Origin of the sequence: Pseudomonas sp. Irchel s3a10 (assembly GCF_900187525.1) — a bacterium.
GTDB lineage: Bacteria > Pseudomonadota > Gammaproteobacteria > Pseudomonadales > Pseudomonadaceae > Aquipseudomonas > Aquipseudomonas koreensis_G.
This window is the reverse complement of sequence record NZ_FYDR01000015.1, coordinates 41,162-63,790: the sequence shown is the minus strand read 5'-3', so window position 1 is coordinate 63,790 and position 22,629 is coordinate 41,162. Positions and strand designations below refer to the sequence as shown.

General features: G+C 60.2%; 20 protein-coding genes. 9 read left to right on the top strand and 11 right to left on the bottom strand.

What is annotated here, in order from left to right:
* Nucleotides 1-333 precede the first annotated feature (333 nt).
* Both rssC and rssB read right to left on the bottom strand, forming a co-directional pair.
* A complete protein-coding gene (gene rssC / locus CKW11_RS26545) occupies nt 334-816 on the bottom strand; it encodes an anti-sigma factor antagonist RssC (protein WP_003226553.1) in 483 nt (160 codons plus the stop codon).
* Nucleotides 813-1,997 carry a two-component system response regulator RssB gene (gene rssB, locus CKW11_RS26540; protein ID WP_095140052.1) on the bottom strand — a complete coding sequence of 395 codons (1,185 nt, stop codon included), beginning with the start codon at nt 1,995-1,997 and terminating at the stop codon, nt 813-815. The genes rssC and rssB overlap by 4 nt, the downstream gene beginning before the upstream one ends.
* A 274-nt stretch (nt 1,998-2,271) precedes the next feature.
* Between rssB and CKW11_RS26535 the strand changes: the two genes are divergently transcribed.
* Nucleotides 2,272-2,571 carry a PilZ domain-containing protein gene (locus CKW11_RS26535; RefSeq protein WP_095140051.1) on the top strand — a complete coding sequence of 100 codons (300 nt, stop codon included), beginning with the start codon at nt 2,272-2,274 and terminating at the stop codon, nt 2,569-2,571.
* A 52-nt stretch (nt 2,572-2,623) separates the two neighbouring features.
* Here the strand turns inward: CKW11_RS26535 and CKW11_RS26530 are convergent, their stop codons facing one another.
* Nucleotides 2,624-3,313: a VacJ family lipoprotein gene (locus tag CKW11_RS26530; protein ID WP_095140050.1), complete on the bottom strand. Its 690-nt coding sequence runs from the start codon at nt 3,311-3,313 to the stop codon at nt 2,624-2,626.
* A 198-nt stretch (nt 3,314-3,511) separates the two neighbouring features.
* Here CKW11_RS26530 and CKW11_RS26525 point away from each other — a divergent pair, with 198 nt between their 5' ends.
* Both CKW11_RS26525 and CKW11_RS26520 read left to right on the top strand, forming a co-directional pair.
* Nucleotides 3,512-4,132, top strand: coding sequence for a phosphatase (locus tag CKW11_RS26525; protein WP_095140049.1), 621 nt, complete (start codon nt 3,512-3,514; stop codon nt 4,130-4,132).
* A 108-nt stretch (nt 4,133-4,240) separates the two neighbouring features.
* Nucleotides 4,241-4,504, top strand: coding sequence for a DUF4404 family protein (locus tag CKW11_RS26520; protein ID WP_095140048.1), 264 nt, complete (start codon nt 4,241-4,243; stop codon nt 4,502-4,504).
* A 177-nt stretch (nt 4,505-4,681) separates the two neighbouring features.
* Here CKW11_RS26520 and queF read toward each other — a convergent pair whose 3' ends face one another.
* Both queF and CKW11_RS26510 read right to left on the bottom strand, forming a co-directional pair.
* Nucleotides 4,682-5,512 carry an NADPH-dependent 7-cyano-7-deazaguanine reductase QueF gene (gene queF / locus CKW11_RS26515; RefSeq protein ID WP_095140047.1) on the bottom strand — a complete coding sequence of 277 codons (831 nt, stop codon included), beginning with the start codon at nt 5,510-5,512 and terminating at the stop codon, nt 4,682-4,684.
* A 61-nt stretch (nt 5,513-5,573) separates the two neighbouring features.
* On the bottom strand, nt 5,574-6,107 hold the full coding sequence (locus tag CKW11_RS26510; protein ID WP_095140046.1) for a plastocyanin/azurin family copper-binding protein: 534 nt from the start codon (nt 6,105-6,107) through the stop codon (nt 5,574-5,576).
* A 154-nt stretch (nt 6,108-6,261) separates the two neighbouring features.
* Here CKW11_RS26510 and CKW11_RS26505 point away from each other — a divergent pair, with 154 nt between their 5' ends.
* Nucleotides 6,262-6,942 (top strand): heavy metal response regulator transcription factor, encoded by a 681-nt coding sequence (locus CKW11_RS26505; RefSeq protein ID WP_095140045.1) that lies wholly within the window; start codon nt 6,262-6,264, stop codon nt 6,940-6,942.
* Complete coding sequence (locus CKW11_RS26500) at nt 6,942-8,291, top strand: heavy metal sensor histidine kinase (RefSeq protein WP_095140044.1); 1,350 nt, start codon at nt 6,942-6,944, stop codon at nt 8,289-8,291. Before CKW11_RS26505 ends, CKW11_RS26500 begins: the two co-directional genes overlap by 1 nt.
* Before the next feature lie 163 nt (nt 8,292-8,454).
* On the opposite strand, the gene CKW11_RS26495 is transcribed toward CKW11_RS26500, so the two are convergent.
* The 3 genes from CKW11_RS26495 to CKW11_RS26485 all read right to left on the bottom strand — a co-directional run bounded on the left by CKW11_RS26495 (nt 8,455) and on the right by CKW11_RS26485 (nt 11,705).
* Complete coding sequence (locus CKW11_RS26495) at nt 8,455-9,699, bottom strand: lipoprotein-releasing ABC transporter permease subunit (RefSeq protein ID WP_041068958.1); 1,245 nt, start codon at nt 9,697-9,699, stop codon at nt 8,455-8,457.
* Nucleotides 9,700-9,763: 64 nt separating this feature from the next.
* Nucleotides 9,764-10,447, bottom strand: a complete 684-nt coding sequence (gene lolD / locus CKW11_RS26490; RefSeq protein WP_177327499.1) for a lipoprotein-releasing ABC transporter ATP-binding protein LolD — start codon at nt 10,445-10,447, stop codon at nt 9,764-9,766.
* A 7-nt stretch (nt 10,448-10,454) separates the two neighbouring features.
* Nucleotides 10,455-11,705 carry a lipoprotein-releasing ABC transporter permease subunit gene (locus CKW11_RS26485; protein WP_095140043.1) on the bottom strand — a complete coding sequence of 417 codons (1,251 nt, stop codon included), beginning with the start codon at nt 11,703-11,705 and terminating at the stop codon, nt 10,455-10,457.
* 94 nt (nt 11,706-11,799) lie between these two features.
* On the opposite strand from CKW11_RS26485, the gene CKW11_RS26480 reads away from it, so the two are divergent.
* Together CKW11_RS26480 and CKW11_RS26475 are read left to right on the top strand one after the other, a co-directional pair.
* Entirely contained in the window at nt 11,800-12,381 is a 582-nt protein-coding gene (locus CKW11_RS26480; protein ID WP_039772787.1) for a PilZ domain-containing protein, read from the top strand.
* Nucleotides 12,382-12,395: 14 nt separating this feature from the next.
* Nucleotides 12,396-13,118, top strand: a complete 723-nt coding sequence (locus CKW11_RS26475; protein ID WP_095140042.1) for a glycerophosphodiester phosphodiesterase — start codon at nt 12,396-12,398, stop codon at nt 13,116-13,118.
* A 42-nt stretch (nt 13,119-13,160) separates the two neighbouring features.
* Here CKW11_RS26475 and sthA read toward each other — a convergent pair whose 3' ends face one another.
* Nucleotides 13,161-14,555: a Si-specific NAD(P)(+) transhydrogenase gene (gene sthA / locus CKW11_RS26470; protein ID WP_003226580.1), complete on the bottom strand. Its 1,395-nt coding sequence runs from the start codon at nt 14,553-14,555 to the stop codon at nt 13,161-13,163.
* A 197-nt stretch (nt 14,556-14,752) separates the two neighbouring features.
* Complete coding sequence (locus CKW11_RS26465; protein WP_177440044.1) at nt 14,753-15,802, bottom strand: FAD:protein FMN transferase; 1,050 nt, start codon at nt 15,800-15,802, stop codon at nt 14,753-14,755.
* Between the two features lie 72 nt (nt 15,803-15,874).
* Here CKW11_RS26465 and CKW11_RS26460 point away from each other — a divergent pair, with 72 nt between their 5' ends.
* Nucleotides 15,875-17,176 (top strand): MFS transporter, encoded by a 1,302-nt coding sequence (locus CKW11_RS26460; protein ID WP_095140041.1) that lies wholly within the window; start codon nt 15,875-15,877, stop codon nt 17,174-17,176.
* Between the two features lie 181 nt (nt 17,177-17,357).
* On the opposite strand, the gene CKW11_RS26455 is transcribed toward CKW11_RS26460, so the two are convergent.
* Entirely contained in the window at nt 17,358-18,821 is a 1,464-nt protein-coding gene (locus CKW11_RS26455; RefSeq protein WP_095140040.1) for a glyceraldehyde-3-phosphate dehydrogenase, read from the bottom strand.
* A gap of 354 nt (nt 18,822-19,175) precedes the next feature.
* Here CKW11_RS26455 and mfd point away from each other — a divergent pair, with 354 nt between their 5' ends.
* Nucleotides 19,176-22,625, top strand: coding sequence for a transcription-repair coupling factor (gene mfd, locus CKW11_RS26450; RefSeq protein ID WP_095140039.1), 3,450 nt, complete (start codon nt 19,176-19,178; stop codon nt 22,623-22,625).
* The last annotated feature ends 4 nt before the right edge of the window (nt 22,626-22,629 follow it).

Sequence of the window (22,629 nt, the reverse complement as noted above, 5' to 3'; positions counted from 1 at the left end):
CGACCTGATCGACGACCGACAATTTAAAGGTCAGCGTGTAGTCTCGCTGACTACGCCTTTTTGCTGATTCCATTACGTCCTCCTGAAAAACAGATCAGAAGGTGTAAACCTTATTCAGGACGGGACACTGAAATGCAAAAAGGGCGAACCCGGTTGGGTTCGCCCTTTTTTTGTGCCTGCTGGATTATTAGTGTTTTGGCGAGAGCTATCGCGAGCAGGCTCACTCCTACAGTGGATCTGTGGATTACTCAAGATTATGCGTCGAATGAGAAACCCTGTAGGAGTGAGCCTGCTCGCGATAGGGCCAGCAGGCCCTACCCACATTTCAGGCCATCAATGTCGCTCGAGGGCATTCACCAGATCATGGAAGGCTTCACGATTGGAGTCGTTCAGGCCCATGAGGATCTTGTGCGCTTCGAGCACCTTGATCCGCACCACTTCTTCTGACTGATCCTGATCCGGCAGGTCGTCCAGGCACTCGGGGCACGGCACCGGGTGGTTGACGATGTTGAACACCTGCTCGAAGCCCATCGACTGCAGCAGACGGGTGATGTCTTCGTGGGTGGTGACGACGGTCGGCAGCAGGCCGACCTTTTGCCGCGACAGGATCGACAGCTTGGCCAGCAGGCCCAGGGTGGTGCTGTCGATGCTGCGGGTTTCGGTCAAATCGATCACGATCGCGTTGAAATTCAACGCGGTGAAGATTTTCTCAATAGTCGCATCCAACGCCGAACACAGGGTCAGGCGAACTTCACCGACGAACTTCAGGACGAAGGTGCCGTCCTGCTCGGCGAACTGGATTCTACCGGTACTCATTGAAGGTTCCTGCTCAACACCAACAGGGCGATATCATCCGGCATCTCCCCTAGCGTGGCCAATCCAAACACTTGCCGCAGACCATCCAGGCTGCCGCCCGCCGCCTTCACCCGTTGGGGCAAAGCGGCTTCTTTATCTTTGAGCGTAGGTTCTGGCAATAGATCCAGAATACCGTCAGACATCAGCGTCAGGCTGAACGTCGGTGGCAGCTCAAGCACGTGATCTTCGTAGGTGGCCTCGTTGAAAAGGCCCACCGGCAAACCGCGGCCTTCGAGGTAACGAACACTGTCAGGCGTGTACAACACAGGCAACGGCAGATGGCCGCCGATGCTATAGGTCAACAAACCGGTCTCCTCGTCGATGACTCCACCGACCATTGTGACGTGTTTGCCCAGCTTACAACTGATCAGCCCCCGGTTGATATGACCAAGGACTTCCGAAGGCTTGAATTCTGGCAACGTGCCGTTGCGCTTGGACTCGAACAGCAGGCGCGTGGTCATGAACTTCAGCAGCACCGTGACGAACGCTGAAGAGGCGCCATGCCCCGATACGTCGGCCAGGTAGAACGCCACCCGACGCTCATCGACACGGAAGTAGTCGACAAAATCACCCGACAGGTACAACGACGGGATGATCTGGTGGGCAAACTGGAACTCGTCGATGCGCCACGGGCTTTCCGGCAGCATGTTCATCTGCACCTGGCGACCGGCGTTCTGGTCTTCCTGGAGCAGGTTCAGGCTGGCTTCGAGCTCGCGGTTGGCCTTCTCCAGCTTCTCGCGGTAGCGCTGGTTCTCCAGCAACAGGCGCGCACGATCCAGCGCGCGACGCACCGAATGCTCGAGCACGGCCAGGTCTTCGAGAGGCTTGATCAGGTAGTCCGCCGCACCGAGGCGCAGCGCCTCGACCGCGTCGTTCATCACGCCGGCACCCGAAACGACGATCATCGGCGTTTGCGGTGAGCGCTCGGTGACCTGACGGATGAGTTCGAGACCGCCCATCTGCGGCATGCGCAGATCGCAGATGACCAAGTCGGGCTTGTCTTGCTCGAATACCTGAAGACCCTGTTGGCCGTTGCTGGCCTGCAGGACGCTGAAACCACTGTCTTCCAAATAGGCCGCGAGGCTCGCGCGCACTACTTCGTCATCATCGATTATCAGCAGCGTGGCACTGGTTTTTGGCATGTGGGCAAACGGCGCCAGAATTAGGTTGGCGTAGCAGGCGGGGCATTGGCCCGGCTCAGACTACTGGATTCGCTTTCTAGCCTCTCTGCTGCACCGCTTTCGAGCATTGAGCCGGAACGCGATTGCACCAGAGGTGCCCTTCTAAGGCGCAGACGGTACTCCCATCCGCGGGGCGTTTCAAGCATGCGCCGATGGTCGCTTGACGACTTTACTTGTCAAATCACCGAGAGTTATAAGAACAGCTCAAACCGTAACCCAATGGAAGGTCGAAGCCATGAGTCAAACCGGTCGGGACTACAGCGAAAAGCGCGATTTCATCCGCATGCGGGTCGATGCCGATGTGGTGTTGATTCATGAAGGTGATGAGATCGCCGGCGTGTGCATCGACCTCTCCAGCAGCGGCATGCAGGTCGAAGCACCGCGCCAGTTCGCGGTCGGTGACCGTTTGAGCGTGCGCATCGATTCCGATCATGCGGCGCTGAGCGGGCTGGAGGCGGAGACCGAAGTGGTCTGGGTCAAGTCCCAGGACGGCGCCAGCCAGAAGCTCGGCCTGACCATTCTGAAGATGAAATAAGCGCACACAAAAAAGGCGGCCTCATGGGCCGCCTCCTTGTCATCGGTCGAGATTAAAAATCGTCTTCGACCTGGCCATCCTTCACTTTGAACTCGCGGTTCTGCAAGTAAGCGTTGCGGATGAAGGTGTACTTGTCGCCGCTGATCAGCTTCTCGCTCGACAGCAGGCTGGTGCGAGTGTCGACGATGTTCAGGCCGAAGATCGAGTTACGCGTCGGCACGTCGTCGATGTAGCGGTACATCCCGGTGAAGCTGTCGACGTATTTCGACGGCGCGTCACGCAGGGTGCTTGGGCCCATCAGCGGCAGCATCACATAAGGACCGCTGCCGACGCCCCAGTAGCCGAGGGTCTGGCCGAAGTCTTCATCGCTGCGGTTCAGGCCCATCTTGGTGCCGACGTCGAAGAAACCGAGCAGGCCGAAAGTGGTGTTGAAGATCAGGCGAGCGGTGTCGACGCCAGCGGCAGCGGGCTTGGCCTGCAGGATGTTGTTGGCAAGGTTGGTGACATCACCGACGTTGCGGAACATGTTGTGGATGCCGTCTTCGAGGAACTGCGGCGTCACAAACTCATAGCCCTGCGCCAGAGGCTTCAGCGCATAGGTGTCAACGAAGTCGTTGAACTGGAAGATCGGGCGGTTGACGCTTTCCCAAGGGTCTTCTTCCGTTGCCGCCTGAGTGGCGAACGGCGCCAGCAACAGACCGGCACATACACTTAGCTGAGCGAGCGGATAGCTCCAGCGCATAGAAAAACTCCTTGGATTTGTACTGTCGCGGACATCGGAGCCCGGGCATTAAGGCCGCTAGTATAAGCGCAAAAGCCTGTTTGGACAGTCGGCCAATTGTGCAAAGTTGTAGGAGGCTTCCCACACCGCGCGTCACATAGCAGTCACGCAACTGTCACCTGGAATGACTAGCCTAATCGCTATTTCAGGGACGTAGCCATGTCACATGCCGAAACCTTGCCCCTCGCCGCGCCCGGCCTGACAGCCGTACTGTTCGGACTCAGCGGCTGTCTGGTGGATTTCGGTGCGCGCGCCCGGCAACAGACGATCGCCTTGCCCGAACATACCGAGGCCACGCCAGGCGCGCTTGAGAGTCTGCACAGCTTGCAGCGCCAGCAGATTCCCTGCGCCTGGCTGGATGACCTGCCCCCTGCCCTCGCCCAATCGTTGTCGGCCGCACTGCCAGCGTCAATCAAACCTGCGCAACATTCGGCAACAATCAATCCATGGCCCGCGCCGAATGCCTGCTGGCAAGCCCTGATGAATTTAAATGTCGGCAGCCTGGACGGTTGCGTTCTGGTCAGCGGCGAGCCGCGCCTGCTGCAATCGGGCCTTAACGCCGGGCTATGGACCATCGGCCTGGCGTCCTGCGGTTCGCTGTGCGGCCTGTCGCCGAGCGAGTGGCAAGCGCTGAGCCAGAACGAACGCGACCAACGACGCGGCAAGGCAACCCTGCAGTTGTTCGGGCTGGGCGTGCATTCGGTGATTGATCATCTGGGCGAACTCGACACCTGCCTGGCCGACATTAACCTGCGCCGCCTCAAGGGCGAAAAGCCCTGACCGGGATCATGCAGGTTGCAGCAGAGTGGATTAATCTAAAGGTCAGCCATAGACCTTTGGCGCGCGGCTGCGGTCAATGCCAGTGCCTCTTGATAAAAGGAAACCACCATGCCCGCCCGTGAACTTCAAGAACAGCTCAATACCCTGCGCGAGCAACTGGAGCAGAATCCGCCGTTGTCCGAAGCTGAACGTGAAGATCTGCATGCGCTGATGGCGCAGATCGAATCGCGAATCAAACAGGAAGAAGCCGTGCCCGACACCAACATCGCCGACGGTGTGAACCTGGCGGTGGAGCGCTTCGAACTCGAACACCCGGCCATTGCCGGCACCCTGCGCAATATCGTTAATGCGCTGGGTAGCATGGGCATTTGACTGCGCTGCGCTGAAATGCAAAAAGCCCTGCCAGCGATGGCAGGGCTTTTTCATTTCCACAATTTGAAACGCGATCCCTTGTAGGAGTGAGCCTGCTCGCGATAACGGTGTATCAGTCGACATCAATGTTGAATGTCAGTCCGCTATCGCGAGCAGGCTCACTCCTACAGGGGTTATTCATTGGCGCACAAGGCGATGGTTCGGCAGTTGCGCAGTCTCGGTGCTGCGATACGGATTGATATCCAGCCCGCCACGACGCACATAGCGTGCAAACACCGTGAGCTTCTCCGGCTTCAGCAGGCGCTGCAGGTCGAGGAAGATCCGCTCCACGCACTGTTCGTGGAAGTCCGAGTGCTGGCGGAAGCTGACGATGTATTCCAGCAGACTGGCGTGATCCAGCGCCGCACCGCGATATTCCACCACCACACTGCCCCAGTCCGGCTGACTGGTCACCGGGCAGTTGGATTTGAGCAGATGGCTGTGCACGCTCTCTTCGACAATCCGCGAATCATCGCAGCGCAGCAGCTCCGGACGCGGATGCTCATAGTTGCTGACGCTGATGTCCAGATCATCAATGCACACGCCCGGCAACGCCACGACACCTTCGGCTTCGACGTCCTTCAGGCTGCGTACACGTACGCCGACCGGTTTGCCGGCAGCGGCCGACAGGTCCTTGACCAGCGTCGCTTCCAGGCTGGCGGTGTCGGCAAACGAAGTCTGGTTCAGCGAGTTCAGGTACAGCTTGAACGACTTCGATTCGATGATGTTCGGCGAATCGGCCGGGATACTGAATTCACCGATCGCCACGACCGGTTTGCCCGAGGGCAACAGCCACGACAGCTCAAAGCAGTTCCAGAAATCCACACCTTTATACGGCAGGGTTTCGGCGGTCAGCCCCAGTTCGGCCCATTTCGCGGTGCGCGGAATCGGGAACAGCAAGGACGGCGTGTACGTGGCGATGTATTCGCTGGATTTGCCCAGCGGCGAATGTTCGGCTGCGGGATGCATGGCGGAAACCTGACTGAATAATCAGCGGATTCTATCAGCCTTTGTGCCCGCCTTTGAGTGCTTACTGACTGACAGTCAGTTTGCCGACCATGCCCGCCTGGTAGTGGCCGGGAATATTGCAGGCAAATTCCAGACTGGTGGCTTTGCTGAAAGTCCAGGTCAGCTCGGCGCTCTTGCCCGGCTCGACCAGCACGCTGTTAGGGTCGTCGTGCTTCATGCCGTGGCCCATGCTGCCGTGATCCATGCCTGCCATGTCGTGGGACATTTCTTTCATGCCGGTAGGCGTGAGCATGCCGCTTTGCTGCATCTGCAACATTTCCTGCTGGTGTCGGGCATGCATCGCCGCGTCACCGAGGTTGAATTCGTGCAGCAACTGACCTTTATTCACCAGCACAAAGCGAACCGTCTCACCGGCCTTTACCTGAATCGCCTTGGGCTCGAACGACATGTCGTTCAGCACCACCTCGATGCTGCGGGTGGCCTGGGCCGCCGGGGCTGGCTGGCCGAAGTCATAGCTGTGCGCGGGCGCGGCCCAGACAGGTGAACTCAGCGCCAGCAAACAGGCGGCAACGGCCAGAGGGTTGCGCAAAAACATAGTCATACTCCAACAAGATAAGGTTCAGCCTGTGGGAAACTCTAGCCCGCGTGCGCTGGCAGCTACCTGACAGGCAGATTACAACTTTGTCAGGTTGGCGCGTGTCGCCTGCTCCCACGGTATAACGCTTTTGTTCCTACAATCCGAGCCGCCCATGAAACTGCTGATCGTCGAAGACCAACCGAAAACCGGCCACTACCTGCGCCAGGGCCTGACCGAGGCCGGCTTCAACACGGAACTGGTGGCCGACGGCGTCAGCGGTCAGCAACTGGCGTTGAGCGGTGATTATGCGCTGTTGATCCTCGACGTGATGCTGCCCGGGCGCAGTGGCTGGCAGATTCTGCAGGCGGTGCGCAGCGCCGGCCTCGACACGCCGGTGCTGTTTCTCACCGCCAAAGACGCCGTGGAAGACCGGGTGCACGGCCTCGAACTCGGCGCCGACGATTATCTGGTCAAACCCTTCGCCTTTTCCGAATTGCTGGCACGGGTGCGCAGCCTGCTGCGCCGGGGCAGCGCGACGCCGCAGGAAACCAGCCTGCAACTGGCCGACCTGCGTCTGGACCTGATTCGCCGCCGGGTCGAACGCAATGGCCAGCGCATCGATCTGACCGCCAAGGAATTTGCCCTGCTGGAAATGCTTCTGCGCCGCCAGGGTGAAGTGCTGCCAAAATCGCTGATTGCCTCGCAGGTCTGGGACATGAACTTCGACAGCGACACCAATGTGATCGAAGTCGCGATCCGCCGCCTGCGCCTGAAGATCGACGATGACTTCCCCAACAAACTGATCCACACCGTGCGCGGCATGGGTTACGTGCTTGAAGAGCGTCCGGCCTGATGCGTCGCCTGTCCCTGAGTTCTCGTCTGGCCTTGCTGTTTGCCGCCTGCACTGCCGTGGTCTCGCTGTTCGCCGGGGTGCTGTTCAACCGTGCCAGCGAGGCGCATTTCATTGAGCTCGATCAGCAATTGCTCGATGGCAAGCTGATCGGTCTGCGCCGGGCCTTGCAGGATGTGCAACCCGCTCAGCGTGAGGCGCGGCTGGCGGATGAGCTGAGCCGTCAGGCCGATCTGGCGCTGCGTATTACCGGCAGTGACGGCCAGCGCTGGTACGACAGTTCGACGCAGATCCCCACGGATTTGCCGAAACAATCCGGCCTGGCGACCGTGAGTCAGCAAGGCACTGACTACCGCGTGCTCAATGCCCCGCTCCACCCGGATCAACCCGATTCGCCGCAACTGACGCTGCTGCTGGACATCACCCATCACCAGCACTTCCTGCAGTGCATGCAGCATCTGATCTGGCTGACCATCGGCTTGTCGGCCCTGGCCACTGCGCTGCTCGGCGCGTGGGCCGCGCGCAGCGGTTTGCGCCCGTTGCGCCGTATGAGCGCAGTCGCCCGTGGGATTTCCGCACAATCACTGAATGCCCGACTACCGGAAGCGCAAATGCCGCCGGAGCTTGCGGAAATGGCCCACAGCTTCAACGCCATGCTCGGACGCCTCGATGACTCGTTTCAACGGCTGTCAGCGTTCTCGGCCGACATCGCCCATGAACTGCGCACACCGCTGTCGAACTTGCTGACCCACACCCAAGTCACCCTCACCCGCCCACGACCGCTCGAGGATTACCGCGAAGCCCTGCACAGCAACCTCGAAGAACTGCAATGGATGGCACAACTGGTCAACGACATGCTCTATCTGGCCAAGGCTGACCACGGTTTGCTGATGCCTAAGCGTGAGGTGCTGGAGCTGGCGGATGAGAGCGATGTGTTGCTGGAGTTTTTCGCGCCACTGGCCGAGGACGCCGGGGTGACGCTGAGCCGCGAAGGTCATGCGCGTATAGAGGGCGATCGCAGCATGCTGCGCCGGGCCTTGTCGAACCTGCTGGATAACGCGCTGCGCTTCACTCCGGCGGCGGGCAGCGTGAGGCTGTCGATTGTCGATCAGCTGGATGCCGTGCAGGTGTCGGTGGAGAACAGTGGCGAGGGCATTTCAGCAGAATTGTTGCCGCGGCTGTTTGACCGGTTTTATCGGGCGGATCCGGCTCGGCAGGAAGGCAGCAGTGAGCATGCGGGGTTGGGGCTGGCGATTACCCAATCGATCGTCCGCGCGCATGGTGGGCAGATTCATTGCGAATCGGCTGCGGGGTGGACGCGGTTTGTGATTGAGTTGCCCAAGAAGGATTGAGGCCGACAGTTCCGGCCCCTTCGCGAGCAAGCTCGCTCCCACATTGGATCTGCGTTAATCCTGAATTTGTATCACTGTGGGGGTTAGCTAGCCACACAGGGGATCTGTGTCATACACAAATCCCCTGTGGGAGCGGGCTTGCTCGCGAAGGCGGTATTGAAGCTCAGGAATATCTCAGCGCGTGAGCCGGCTCGATCTTCGCCGCCCGCAACGCCGGATACACCGTCGCCAGGAAGCTCAGAATAAAGCCCGCCGAGCAGATCAACAGCACATCCCCGCCCTGCAATTCCGACGGCAGGTTGCTGACGAAATACACGTCGGAACTGAAGATGTGCTGCCCGGTGACACGCTCGACCCAGCCAACCATTTCACTGACGTTCAGCGCCGCGATCACGCCGAGCACCCCGCCAATCAGCGTGCCGACAATTCCGATCACCGTGCCCTGCACCATGAAGATCGCCATGATCTGCCGTGGCGTGGCGCCGATGGTGCGCAGGATCGCGATGTCCGCGCCCTTGTCGTTCACCACCATGATCAGCGTGGCGATGATGTTGAACGCCGCCACGGCGACGATCATCAGCAACAGCAGGCCGATCATGGTTTTTTCCATTTTCATCGCGCTGAACAGGCTGCCCTGGGTGTGAGTCCAGTCGTCAGCCTTGAACTCGGCACCGAGGCCTGCGGCGATGTCCGAGGAGACTTTCGGCGCGGCGTACAGATCCTTCACCGCCAGGCGCACGCTCTGCACCTGATTCGGTTGCCAATGCTGCATGGTCGCGGCATCGGCCACGTGGATCAGGCCCATCGAACCGTCCAGTTCGGCGCCAACCTTGAACACACCGACCACGTTCAGCCGCTGCATGCGCGGGGTGATGCCACCCGGTGCGGTGCTGACTTCCGGGACGATCAGGGTGATCTTGTCGCCGACATTGAGACGGAAGCGGCGCGCGGTGATTTCACCGATCACCACTCCGAACTCGCCCGGTTTCAGGTCATCGAGACGCCCCTGCACAATGTGCTGGGCAACGATTGACACCTTGCCTTCCTGAGCCGGATCAACACCGCTGATCTGGATCGGCTGCATCAGGCCCTTGTAGGACAGCATGCCTTCCATCTCGGTGAACGGCACGGCGGCGGTCACTTCAGGATTTTTCAGCGCGGCGGCGGCTACCGGCTGCCAGTCATCGATCGGCTTGACGCCGACGATGGTCGCGTGCGGCACCATACCGAGGATGCGCGAGCTCATCTCGCGCTGGAAGCCGTTCATCACCGACAGCACCACGATCATCGCCAGCACGCCGAGGGCGAGCCCGATCATCGAAGTCATCGAGATGAACGAAACAAAGCGATTGCGGCGCTTGGCGCGGGTATAGCGCGTGCCGATAAAGATCGATAACGGTCTGAACATTCGCTGGGGCACCGTATAAAAATAAAAGACCCGATGCCTTACACAGGCACCGGGTTTCGGTCGGTCAGATGGTGGTCAAGCAGCCTTCCTGCAATTGCAGGACGCGGTCCATCTGGCGGGCCAGGTTCATGTCGTGAGTCACCACCAGGAACGCCGTGCGCATCGAAGTGCTGAGTTCCAGCATCAAGTCCTGGATGCCTTCGGCGGTGTGCGAATCAAGGTTGCCGGTTGGCTCGTCGAGCATAACCAGGCCTGGATTGTTCACCAGCGCCCGGGCGATGGCCACACGCTGGCGTTCGCCACCGGACAGCTCGGCCGGTTTGTGCTCCAGACGATGGCCCAGCCCCACGCGCTCCAGCAACGCGGTAGCGCGCTGGCGTGCTTCCGGGATCGCGGTCTTGCCGATCAGCAGCGGCATGCAGACGTTTTCCAGCGCGGTGAATTCCGGCAGCAAGTGGTGGAACTGGTACACGAACCCCAAGGCACGGTTACGCAGCAGGCCACGCTTCTTCTCACTCAGCGCCGACAGTTCCTCGCCGTCGAGCCAGACGCTGCCCTCGGTTGGCGTGTCGAGACCGCCCAGCAGGTTGAGCAAGGTACTTTTGCCCGAACCGGACTTGCCGACGATCGCCACACGCTCGCCCGGGTGCAACTCCAGTTGCAGACCGGCCAACACTTGTACCGACTCCGGGCCTTCCTCGTAGGATTTGCCCAGGTTGCGGCAGCTCAAGATTGCTTTATCACTCATGCCCGACTCACTCATAACGTAGCGCCTCCGCCGGCTGGGTGCGCGCGGCACGCCAGGCGGGATACAGGGTGGCGAGGAAACTCAGGACCAACGCAGCGGCGCAGACCATGACCACATCCTGGCTCTGCACCTGCGACGGCAGGTAATCGATGAAATACACGTCGGCGTTGAGGAACTTGTGGCCGATCAGCCCTTCGAGGGCGGAAATCGCCGCACTGACGTTGAGCGCGGCGAGAATACCGAGCACCGCACCAATCGCCGTACCGACCACGCCAATCACGGTGCCCTGCACCATGAACGTGCGCATGATCGTCCCTGGTGTGGCGCCGAGCGTACGCAGAATGGCGATGTCGCTCTTCTTGTCATTCACCACCATTACCAGCGTGGAAATGATGTTGAACGCAGCCACTGCGACGATCAGCAGCAACAGCAGGCCGATCATGGCTTTTTCCATGCGGATTGCCTGATACAGGTTGCCGTGGGTACGGGTCCAGTCGCGGGCGTAGTAATGGTCTTCGCCCAACTGCTGGGCGATGGTCCAGGCCACGCGCGGCGCCTGGAACAGATCATCGAACTTCAACCGGATGCCCTGCACCTGATCAGGCTTCCAGCGGTGCATCTTCGCCAGATCCTGCAGGTTGGTGACACCCAGATAGCCGTCCAGCTCACCTGCGCCGACATGGAAGATGCCGACCACGGTAAAGCGCTTCATGCGCGGGAACATCCCGGCCGGGGTCACGCTGACCTCCGGCGCGACGAAGGTGACCTTGTCACCCAGGCCTACGCCGAGCTTGGTCGCGGCCTTGTCGCCGATGACGATGCCGAAGCTGCCCGGCGTCAGGTCGTCGAGTTTGCCCTGCTTCATGAAGTTGTCGATGATCGACACATTGCGTTCGAGCGCGGGGTCGATGGCGTTGAGCAACACCTTGGACACCTGGCCGTTGTTGGTCAGCAAACCCTGCATCTGAGTAAACGGCGCAACGGCCGTCACCTGCGGGTTCTGCTTGACCTTGGTCGCCAGGCTTTGCCAATCGTTGATCGGTTCGCCGGTTTCAAGAGTCGCGTGGGGCACCATGCCCAGCACGCGGGTGCGCATTTCATGATCGAAGCCGTTCATCACCGATAGCACCACGATCATCACGACCACGCCAAGGGCGAGCCCGATCATCGAAGTCAGGGAAATGAATGACACAAAATGATTGCGACGCTTTGCACGGGTATAACGCGTGCCGATAAATACGAAGAGAGGTCTGAACATGTCGGGGCTTGTTCGGAGGGAAAAGGAACGTCCTTGTGGCGGGGGTCGATAACCAGCTTTACACTCAGACCACCGCCGCTACCATGGGTTCGCCATGTCGACATTAGATGAAGAAGATCGCCGCGAATACTACCGTATCGAGGACACGATCGCACTGGAAATTCGGCCCCTGTCCGCTCCCGAAGCCGCAGGCCAGGAAGTGTTGCAGGATGCTTCCCCGCTGTTCAACCTGCTCAGCGAACTGCACCTGAGCGAATTCGAGTCGCAGCACCTGTTGCGCCAGATCAGCGAGCGCGACCGGGCGATCGCTGCGTTCCTCAAATCCCAGAACAAACGCATCGACCTGCTCAGCCAGGTGGTCGCCCTGACCGTGCTCGGCCATATCGGCGAGCCACAACCGGTGATCATCTCCGAAGGCGGGATCGACTTTCAGCACCCGACCCCGATCGCCACCGGCGCGCACCTGTCGGTGAAACTGGTGCTGATGCCCCAGGCGTTGGGCCTGCTGCTGCGCGCCCGCGTCACCCATTGCGACCGCAAGGGCGACGGCTACGACGTCGGCACCGAGTTCGAACACTTGACCGACGCCCAGCGCCAGTTGCTCGCCCGCTATATCCTGCAGAAACAGGCCCAGGAACGACGCCTGGCCCGTGAACAGAACGAATCCGGCATTTAAATTAAGGAAGCACCGTGACCCTCATCTACGGCCACCGCGGCGCCAAGGGCGAAGCACCGGAAAATACCCTGACCAGTTTTCAGGAATGTCTCAAGCACGGCGTGCGCCGTTGCGAACTTGACTTGCACCTGTCCAAGGACGGCGAGTTGATGGTGATCCACGACCCGACCCTCAAGCGCACCACCGACCGGCGCGGCAAGGTGGTCGAGCACAGCGCCGCCGAACTGGTGACCTACGACGCGCGCAAGGGCGGCCCGGGCTGGATCAAGCCGTGCCCGATTCCGACGCTGGAAGAGCTGTTCGAGAAGTGTGATTTCGAGCACTGGCAGCTTGAAGTCAAAAGCGCTTCACGCACCCGCGCGTCAACCACGGTGCTGGCAATTCGTGAAATGGCTCAGCGCCACGGCCTGCTGGACAAGGTGACAATCACGTCGAGTTCGCGCGAAGTGCTGAAAGCGGCACTGGACCTGGTGCCGGACGTGTCACGGGGACTGGTGGCCGAATACGCCTGGCTCGACCCACTGAAGGTCGCGGCCAGCTATGGCTGCGAGATTCTGGCTTTGAACTGGACGCTGTGTACGCCGGAACGCCTGCAGAAGGCGCAGCGTCAGGGGCTGCATGTGTCGGTGTGGACCGTCAACGAGCCTGCGCTGATGCGCAGACTCGCCGACTTCGGCGTTGACAGCCTGATTACAGACTTTCCCGGTTTGGCCACTGCCACCCTCGAGAATTGCTGAAATCGGTCTCCCCGGCCGGCTCAGGCCACCGGCCGGAGCCCGTCAAAAAAGCCGGTTGAGGCCGTCGTACGCCGCTACCCGATAGGCTTCGGCCATGGTCGGGTAGTTGAACGTGGTGTTGACGAAGTACTTCAGGGTGTTCAGCTCGCCCGGCTGGCTCATGATCGCCTGACCGATGTGCACGATCTCCGACGCCTGATAACCGAAGCAGTGAACGCCCAGCACTTCCAGGGTTTCACGGTGGAACAGGATCTTCAGCATGCCTTGCGGCTCGCCGGCGATCTGCGCACGCGCCATGCTCTTGAAGAACGCCTTGCCGACTTCGTACGGCACCTTGGCCTGGGTCAGCTCCTGCTCGTTCTTGCCGATCGAGCTGATCTCCGGAATGGTGTAGATGCCGGTCGGCACGTCATTCACAAAGCGCCAGCTACCGTTATCAACAATGCTGCCGGCCGCCGAACGACCTTGGTCGTGGGCGGCACTGGCCAGGCTTGGCCAGCCGATCACGTCGCCGGCGCCGTAGATGTTCGGCACGCAGGTGCGGTAAGCCTCGTCGACTTCGATCTGGCCACGGCTGTTGACCTTGACCCCGATGTTTTCCAGACCGAGCTGGTCGGTGTTACCGGTACGGCCGTTGCACCAGAGCAAGGCGTCGGCCTTGATCTTCTTGCCGGACTTGAGGTGCAGGATCACGCCGTTATCGACGCCTTCAACACGATCGTAATCTTCGTTATGGCGTACGGTGATGTTGTTGTTGCTGAAGTGATAGCTCAACGCCTGGGAAATTTCCGAGTCGAGGAAGCTCAGCAACTGACCACGGTTGTCCACCAGTTCAACCAATACACCCAGACCGCTGAAGATCGAAGCGTATTCGCAACCGATCACGCCGGCGCCGTAAACGATCAGTTTGCGCGGGGTGTGGCCGAGGCTGAGGATGGTGTCGCTATCGTAGATACGCGGGTGATTGAAATCGATGTCCGCCGGACGATACGGGCGCGAACCGGTGGCGATGATGATGTGCTTGGCCACCAGCTTCTCGACCACACCGTTGGCGCAGACCACTTCGATGGTTTGCTCGTCGGCGAAGCTGCCGGTGCCGAAGAACACGTCGACGCGGTTACGGGCGTAGTAGCCAGTGCGCGAAGCGACTTGTTTGGAGATAACCTTTTCAGCGCTTTTCAACACGTCCGGGAAGGAGAACCAGCGCGGTTCGCCGATCGCCCGGAACATCGGGTTGGTGTTGAACTGCATGATCTGCCGCACCGAGTGACGCAGGGCCTTGGACGGGATGGTACCGAGGTGGGTGCAGTTACCGCCGACCTGGCGACGGCTGTCGACCATCGCCACCTTGCGCCCTGCTTTGGCGGCGTTCATTGCCGCGCCTTCTCCCGCCGGGCCGGAACCCAACACCACCACGTCGTAGTTGTAGACAGCCATGCGTACTCCTCAGAACAGGCCGCGGTGCCAGCAGCACCTGCGGCTAAATCACGCCGAATCGCGGCGCGAAGGAACAATTGGGGGTCAGTAAAGAACCCGGACACAGTCTATAGAAGCGTCAACGCCGCGCACATTAACCCTTGGTCGCGTCGTAGGCTACTTTTGCCTGCACTACAACGCCAGCTTTCGTACTGTTTTCAGTCAACTTTTGCGCCACTGAGGCGCTCGAAAGCTGCACTGGTGCGGATAACAAAACCTGTATCGGCACGAATCACGAAGAATGCACCAATGTCGTGTTTTTCGGCATAGTCCCAAGCCCTTTCAGGCCCGAGAATCAGCAACAGCGTCGATAGTCCATCGGCCATCAACGCTGAAGGATGAATCACCGTGACTGACGCCAGGTTGTGTAGGACTGGCGCCCCGCTCCGCGCATCGAAGGTGTGGGAATAACGCCGGCCATCCTGCAGGAAATAGTTGCGGTAATCACCGGACGTGGACACGCCGTAGCCATCGACCTGAATGATCCGTTCGGCCACCTGTTGGTCATCACGCGGCGCCTCCAGCGCGATGCGCCATGCCGAGCCGTCGAGCTTCTTGCCTTTGGCCTTCAGTTCACCGGTCGCTTCGGCGAGATAGTCATGGATGCCCATGGTTTCGAGACGGGCGGCGATGGTGTCGACCGCGTAACCGGCGGCGATGCTGTTGAAGTCAACTTCGACAGCGGCGTCCTTGCACAAGCGGTCGCCGTCGATATGCAAATGGCGGTAGCCGACTTGCTGCAGGGTTTCGGCCAGCGCGGCGGGGGCGGGGACTTTCTCTTCACGCCCTTGCGGGCCGAACCCCCACAGGTTCATCAGCGGTTCGACGGTCAGGTCGTAGGAACCTTCACTTTGCGCTGACAGCTGTTCGCCGACGCGAACCAGTTCGAGCACCGAGGCCGGCATGGTCTGACAGTTGTTCGCCGGCAAGGCATTGAAGCGTTCAATGTCGGAGTCGTTGCGGTAGGTCGACATCTGCCGATCCACTTCCGCGAGGATGCTCTCTACTTCCCGGCGCACGTGCGCCGGTTCGGCAATACCTTCGCGTCGCACGTACTTGATCGAATACGTGCTGCCCATGGTCGGCCCCCCAAAGCTTTCCATGGAATCACCGTTGCCACAGGCAGCGAGGACCACCGCGGTACTCACAAGCCAAACCCACCGTCCAGTGAACAATTCTTCATCTCCCCATAAAAGCGCGCCGGCCATTATGGATCAAAGGCCCGCACGCTCCCCAACGGATGCAACGCGTCATCAGAAACCAATAATGAGTAACTGAAAATGTCCTCGACCACGGGCAAAGGCAAAGCGATTTTTCGCGTTGTCAGCGGCAATTTTCTCGAGATGTTCGACTTTATGGTCTATGGCTTCTACGCCACGGCGATCGCCAAGACCTTCTTTCCCACCGACAGCGCCTTCGCCTCGCTGATGCTTTCGCTGGCGACTTTCGGCGCCGGCTTCCTGATGCGTCCATTGGGAGCGATTTTCCTAGGCGCTTATATTGACCGCCACGGTCGTCGCCAAGGCCTGATCATCACATTGGCGTTGATGGCTGCTGGCACAGTGCTTATCGCCTGTGTGCCGGGCTACGCCACCCTCGGCGTTGCTGCGCCGCTGATCGTACTGTTCGGTCGCTTGCTGCAAGGCTTCTCGGCCGGCGTCGAGTTGGGCGGTGTTTCGGTCTATCTGGCGGAAATCGCCACGCCGGGCCGCAAGGGATTTTTCGTCAGTTGGCAGTCCGCCAGCCAGCAAGCGGCGGTGGTGTTTGCCGGCCTGCTCGGTGTTGGCCTCAATCACTGGCTAAGCCCGGAACAGATGGGTGACTGGGGCTGGCGTGTGCCGTTCCTGATCGGCTGCATGATCGTTCCGGTGATCTTCGTCATTCGTCGTTCGCTGGAGGAAACTCCGGAATTCCAGGCGCGTAAGCATCGCCCTACCCTGCGGGAAATCGTCCGCTCGATCGGTCAGAACTTTGGCATCGTCATCGCCGGCATGGCGCTGGTGGTGATGACCACTGTTTCGTTCTACCTGATCACTGCCTACACCCCGACTTTCGGCAAAGCCGAACTGCATCTGTCGGACTTCGACGCGCTGCTGGTGACGGTGTGCATCGGTCTGTCGAACTTCTTCTGGCTGCCGGTGATGGGCGCGGTGTCCGACAAGATCGGGCGCAAACCCCTACTGCTGGCGGCGACCCTTCTGGCGATCCTGACCGCTTACCCGGCACTGTCGTGGCTGGTGGCGAACCCGAGCTTCAGTCATTTGCTGATCGTCGAACTGTGGCTGTCATTCCTGTACGGCTCGTACAACGGCGCGATGGTGGTGGCGCTGACCGAAATCATGCCGGTGGAAGTGCGTACCACCGGGTTCTCGCTGGCCTACAGTCTCGCAACTGCGACGTTCGGTGGATTTACGCCGGCAGCGTGTACTTATCTGATCCATGTGCTGGATAACAAGGCTGCGCCGGGCATCTGGCTCAGCGGCGCGGCGGTGCTGGGGTTGATTGCGACGCTGGTGCTGTTCCGCGGCAACAAGCATGAACTGCGGACAGCGCAAGCGGCAATACCCGGCGGCGCCCGATAGGACGCCTTCGGGAGCAAGCCCCCTCCCACAGTGTCCGGTGGTGCCAACACGATTGTTTGAACACCGCCAGACCTGTGGGAGGGGGCTTGCTCCCGAAGAGGCCGGCACAGGCAATAGAGATTCAGCAGGCATAAAAAAACGCCCCGACCTAAGTCGGGGCGTTTTCATTTGCAGTCAAGGCTTAGCGCGGGAACGCTGGCGGATTTACATCAGCCATGTCTTCCATCACGCGAACCACCTGGCAGCTGTAGCCGAACTCGTTGTCGTACCAGACGTACAGCACAACGCGGTTGTCCTGAACGATGGTCGCTTCAGCGTCGACCACACCGGCGTGACGCGAACCCACGAAGTCAGTGGACACCACTTCCTGCGAGTTGACGAAGTCGATTTGCTTGTGCAGATCGGAGTGCAGCGCCATGTAGCGCAGGTACTCGTTCATCTCTTCACGGCTGGCGGCTTTCTCAAGGTTCAGGTTGAGAATGGCCATCGACACGTTTGGCGTCGGAACGCGGATCGCGTTACCGGTCAGCTTGCCGGCCAATTCAGGCAGAGCCTTGGCAGCAGCAGTGGCAGCACCGGTCTCGGTGATAACCATGTTCAGCGCGGCGGAACGGCCACGGCGATCGCCCTTGTGGAAGTTGTCGATCAGGTTCTGGTCGTTGGTGTACGAGTGAACGGTTTCGACGTGACCGTTGATGATGCCGAACTTGTCATTCACAGCCTTCAGCACCGGCACGATGGCGTTGGTGGTGCAGGAAGCGGCAGACACGATCTTGTCGTCAGCGGTGATTTCGTTGTGGTTGATACCGTGAACGATGTTCTTCAGCTTGCCTTTGCCAGGCGCGGTCAGCACAACGCGAGCGACACCCGGGCATTGCAGGTGCTGGCCCAAGCCATCGGCGTCACGCCATACACCGGTGTTGTCCACCAGCAGCGCGTCTTTGATGCCGTACTGGGTGTAATCCACCTCGGTCGGGTTCTTCGCGTAGATCACCTGGATCAGGTTACCGTTGGCGGTGATGGTGTTGTTTTCTTCGTCGATGACGATGGTGCCGTTGAACGGACCGTGTACCGAATCGCGACGCAGCAGGCTGGCGCGTTTGGTCAGGTCGTTTTCGGCGCCCTTGCGCACGACGATGGCACGCAGACGCAGACCGTCGCCACCACCGGTTTTCTCGATCAGGATGCGCGCCAGCAGACGCCCGATACGACCGAAGCCGTACAGCACAACGTCAGTGCCTTTGCGGGCCGAAGCGTTTTGCTGGCCAACCACGTCAGCCAGTTCTTCACGCACGAACTGCTCGGCGCTGCGGCCATTGCCTTCGCTGCGGAATTTGAACGCCAACTTGCCCAGGTCTACCGAAGCCGCGCCGAGCTTGAGCTCGCTCATGGCTTTCAGCAGAGGGAATGTTTCGTGGACGGAGAGTTCGCTATCGTCGGAGGAACGGTGGCGAGCAAAGCGGTGAGCTTTGAGAATCGCGATGACAGACTGGTTGATCAGGCTGCGGCCATAGATCGAGCTCACCACGTTGTTATTGCGGTAGAGCTGACCGATAAGCGGAATCATCGCTTCTGCGAGTGCTTCACGGTCGATCCATTCACCAAGACACTGGTCGGGCTTCTGAGTCACGGGAACCTTCCACATGTAGGGGCAGAAAAAAGGGGCTACATTATGCCGCCGAGAACCTCTTGTAGCAATGCGCGCTTGTCGCGCAATCGGTAACAAAATTCCGTTCAAAAAAATTACGCCTCGCGCCAGCCCAGTAAAACCGGGGCTTTCAGCGCAGTCAATTTTTCGACGACTGTTAGACGATGTCTGTAACCCTCCGTAACACGAGTCGATTTCGGCACTACATAACCACTAAAAAAGTGCTCGTTTTTATGGTTACCACTACATTTCGCGCAAACCGCGAAGATAGACGCAGTCTGCAACTGACAGCCGGCACCTGACGCCGCTACAATTACCGACTTTGTCGCAACGCCTGGAGCTCAACCTTCCGTGCCTGTTCTGCGTCTACCGCTTCTCCCTGCCGAGGCAGGTAAACAGCACTGGGGCAACCTGCCCGGTGCCGCCCTGAGCCTGGCGATTGCCGAGGCTGCCAGCGCTGCCAAGCGCTTCACCCTGCTACTGACCGCCGACAGCCAGAGTGCCGAACGGCTGGAACAGGAGCTGAGTTTCTTCGCCCCGGATTTGCCCGTGCTGCATTTTCCCGACTGGGAAACCCTGCCGTACGATCTGTTCTCGCCGCACCAGGACATCATTTCCCAGCGTATCGCCAGCCTTTATAGACTGCCGGAACTGGCGCACGGCGTGCTGGTGGTGCCAATCACCACCGCCCTGCACCGCCTGGCGCCGACCAAGTTTCTGCTTGGCAGCAGCCTGGTGCTGGATGTCGGGCAGAAGCTCGATGTCGAACAGATGCGCTCGCGACTCGAAGCCAGCGGCTATCGCTACGTCGATACGGTCTACGAGCACGGCGAGTTCACCGTACGTGGCGCGCTGATCGACCTGTTCCCGATGGGCAGCAAACTGCCCTATCGCATCGACCTGTTCGACGACGAAATCGAAACCCTGCGCACCTTCGACCCGGAAAACCAGCGTTCCATCGACAAGGTCGAATCGGTCAAGCTGCTGCCGGCGCGAGAATTTCCGCTGCAGAAAGATGCGGTCACTCGCTTCAAGGCGCGGTTCCGCGAGCGTTTCGACGTCGACTTCCGGCGCTGCCCGATCTTCCAGGACTTGAGCAGCGGCATCACGCCCGCCGGTATCGAGTACTACCTGCCGCTGTTCTTTGATGAAACTTCGACGCTGTTTGATTACCTGCCGCAGGACACCCAGGTGTTCTCGCTGCCCGGCATCGAACAAGCAGCGGAAAATTTCTGGAACGACGTGCGCAATCGCTACGAAGAGCGCCGTGTCGATCCATCGCGTCCTTTATTGCCGCCCGCAGAATTGTTCTTGCCGGTAGAAGACTGCTTCGCCCGCCTCAAGAGCTGGCCACGGGTAGTCGCCAGTCAGCAGGACGTCGAATCCGGTGCCGGTCGCGAGCGCTTCCCGGCGCAAGCGCTACCGAACCTGGCGATCGAAGCCAAGGCCACACAACCACTGGCGGCGCTCTCGACATTCCTCGACGAATTCCCCGGACGCGTGCTGTTCACCGCCGAATCCGCGGGCCGGCGTGAAGTCCTGCTGGAGCTGCTGGAACGTCTGAAGCTGCGGCCGAAAACCGTCGACAGCTGGCCGGATTTCGTTTCAAGCAAGGATCGTCTGGCAATCACCATTGCCCCGCTCGACGAAGGCTTGATGCTCGACGACCCGGCGCTGGCGCTGGTGGCGGAAAGTCCGCTGTTCGGTCAGCGCGTCATGCAGCGCCGCCGTCGCGAAAAACGCGCCGACGCCAACAACGATGCAGTGATCAAGAACCTCACCGAACTGCGTGAAGGCGCACCGGTGGTGCACATCGATCACGGTGTCGGGCGTTATCTGGGCCTGACGATTCTGGAAATCGACAATCAGGCGGCCGAATTCCTCACCCTGGAATATGCGGAGAACGCCAAGCTCTACGTGCCGGTGGCCAACCTGCACCTGATCGCCCGTTACACCGGCAGCGACGACTCACTGGCGCCGCTGCACCGCCTCGGCTCCGAGACCTGGCAGAAAGCCAAGCGCAAGGCGGCCGAACAGGTTCGCGATGTCGCTGCTGAGCTGCTCGACATCTATGCCCGTCGCGCCGCGCGCGAAGGCTATGCATTTGCCGACCCGAAAGCCGATTACGCAACCTTCAGTGCCGGCTTCCCGTTCGAAGAAACTCCGGATCAGCAAGCGACCATCGAAGCCGTGCGCGAAGACATGCTCGCGCCGAAGCCGATGGATCGTCTGGTCTGCGGCGACGTCGGTTTCGGCAAGACCGAAGTGGCGATGCGCGCCGCGTTCATCGCCGTGCACGGCGGGCGTCAGGTAGCGATTCTGGTGCCGACCACCCTGCTCGCCCAGCAACACTACAACAGCTTCCGCGACCGCTTCGCCGACTGGCCGGTGACCGTGGAAGTGATGAGTCGCTTCAAGTCGGCCAAGGAAGTCAACGCGGCGATTGCCGATCTGGCGGAAGGCAAGATCGACATCGTCATCGGTACGCACAAGCTGCTGTCCGACGATGTGAAGATCAAAAACCTTGGTCTGGTGATCATCGACGAAGAACACCGCTTCGGTGTCCGCCAGAAAGAACAGCTCAAGGCCCTGCGCAGCGAAGTCGACATTCTCACCCTGACCGCCACGCCGATTCCGCGCACGCTGAACATGGCGGTGTCGGGCATGCGCGACCTGTCGATCATCGCCACCCCGCCGGCGCGACGCCTGTCGGTGCGCACCTTCGTCATGGAGCAGAACAAGAGCACGGTCAAAGAGGCCTTGCTGCGTGAGCTGCTGCGCGGTGGTCAGGTGTACTACCTGCACAACGACGTGAAGACCATCGAGAAATGCGCGGCGGATCTCGCCGAACTGGTGCCGGAGGCACGGATCGGCATCGGTCACGGGCAGATGCGCGAACGCGAACTCGAACAGGTGATGAGCGACTTCTATCACAAGCGCTTCAACGTGCTGATCGCCTCGACCATCATCGAGACCGGCATCGACGTGCCAAGCGCCAACACCATCATCATCGAGCGCGCCGACAAGTTCGGCCTGGCGCAGTTGCACCAGTTGCGCGGACGCGTCGGCCGCAGTCACCACCAGGCCTATGCTTACCTGCTGACACCGCCGCGTCAGCAAATCACTTCGGACGCGGAAAAGCGTCTGGAAGCGATTGCCAACACTCAGGATCTGGGCGCCGGTTTCGTGCTGGCGACCAACGACCTGGAAATCCGTGGCGCCGGCGAACTGCTCGGCGATGGCCAGAGCGGGCAGATTCAGGCCGTGGGCTTCACGCTGTACATGGAGATGCTCGAACGCGCGGTGAAGTCGATCCGCAAGGGCGAACAGCCGAACCTCGATCAACCGCTCGGCGGTGGCCCGGAGGTCAACCTGCGGGTGCCGGCGCTGATTCCGGAAGATTATCTGCCGGACGTTCACGCCCGTCTGATTCTGTACAAGCGCATCGCGTCGGCCACCGACGAGGAAGGCCTGAAGGACCTGCAAGTGGAGATGATCGACCGTTTCGGTCTGCTGCCGGAGCCAACCAAGAATCTGGTGCGCATTACCGCGCTGAAATTGCAGGCCGAGCAGCTGGGCATCAAGAAGGTCGATGGTGGCCCGCAGGGTGGGCGCATTGAGTTCGCCGCGCAGACGCCAGTCGATCCGATGACCTTGATCAAACTGATCCAGACTCAGCCAAAACGCTACAAATTCGAAGGCGCTACGATGTTCAAGTTCCAGGTGCCGATGGAACGTCCGGAAGAGCGCTTTAATACTGTAGAGGCGCTGTTCGAGCGCCTCCTCCCGAAAACTGTTTGAAGGA

Coding starts and splice junctions, on each gene's coding strand:
- rssC (WP_003226553.1), bottom strand. CDS start 816: ATGAGTACCGGTAGAATCCAGTTCGCCGAGCAGGACGGCACCTTCGTC.
- rssB (WP_095140052.1), bottom strand. CDS start 1,997: ATGCCAAAAACCAGTGCCACGCTGCTGATAATCGATGATGACGAAGTA.
- CKW11_RS26535 (WP_095140051.1), top strand. CDS start 2,272: ATGAGTCAAACCGGTCGGGACTACAGCGAAAAGCGCGATTTCATCCGC.
- CKW11_RS26530 (WP_095140050.1), bottom strand. CDS start 3,313: ATGCGCTGGAGCTATCCGCTCGCTCAGCTAAGTGTATGTGCCGGTCTG.
- CKW11_RS26525 (WP_095140049.1), top strand. CDS start 3,512: ATGTCACATGCCGAAACCTTGCCCCTCGCCGCGCCCGGCCTGACAGCC.
- CKW11_RS26520 (WP_095140048.1), top strand. CDS start 4,241: ATGCCCGCCCGTGAACTTCAAGAACAGCTCAATACCCTGCGCGAGCAA.
- queF (WP_095140047.1), bottom strand. CDS start 5,512: ATGCATCCCGCAGCCGAACATTCGCCGCTGGGCAAATCCAGCGAATAC.
- CKW11_RS26510 (WP_095140046.1), bottom strand. CDS start 6,107: ATGTTTTTGCGCAACCCTCTGGCCGTTGCCGCCTGTTTGCTGGCGCTG.
- CKW11_RS26505 (WP_095140045.1), top strand. CDS start 6,262: ATGAAACTGCTGATCGTCGAAGACCAACCGAAAACCGGCCACTACCTG.
- CKW11_RS26500 (WP_095140044.1), top strand. CDS start 6,942: ATGCGTCGCCTGTCCCTGAGTTCTCGTCTGGCCTTGCTGTTTGCCGCC.
- CKW11_RS26495 (WP_041068958.1), bottom strand. CDS start 9,699: ATGTTCAGACCGTTATCGATCTTTATCGGCACGCGCTATACCCGCGCC.
- lolD (WP_177327499.1), bottom strand. CDS start 10,447: ATGAGTGATAAAGCAATCTTGAGCTGCCGCAACCTGGGCAAATCCTAC.
- CKW11_RS26485 (WP_095140043.1), bottom strand. CDS start 11,705: ATGTTCAGACCTCTCTTCGTATTTATCGGCACGCGTTATACCCGTGCA.
- CKW11_RS26480 (WP_039772787.1), top strand. CDS start 11,800: ATGTCGACATTAGATGAAGAAGATCGCCGCGAATACTACCGTATCGAG.
- sthA (WP_003226580.1), bottom strand. CDS start 14,555: ATGGCTGTCTACAACTACGACGTGGTGGTGTTGGGTTCCGGCCCGGCG.
- CKW11_RS26465 (WP_177440044.1), bottom strand. CDS start 15,802: ATGGCCGGCGCGCTTTTATGGGGAGATGAAGAATTGTTCACTGGACGG.
- CKW11_RS26460 (WP_095140041.1), top strand. CDS start 15,875: ATGTCCTCGACCACGGGCAAAGGCAAAGCGATTTTTCGCGTTGTCAGC.
- CKW11_RS26455 (WP_095140040.1), bottom strand. CDS start 18,821: ATGTGGAAGGTTCCCGTGACTCAGAAGCCCGACCAGTGTCTTGGTGAA.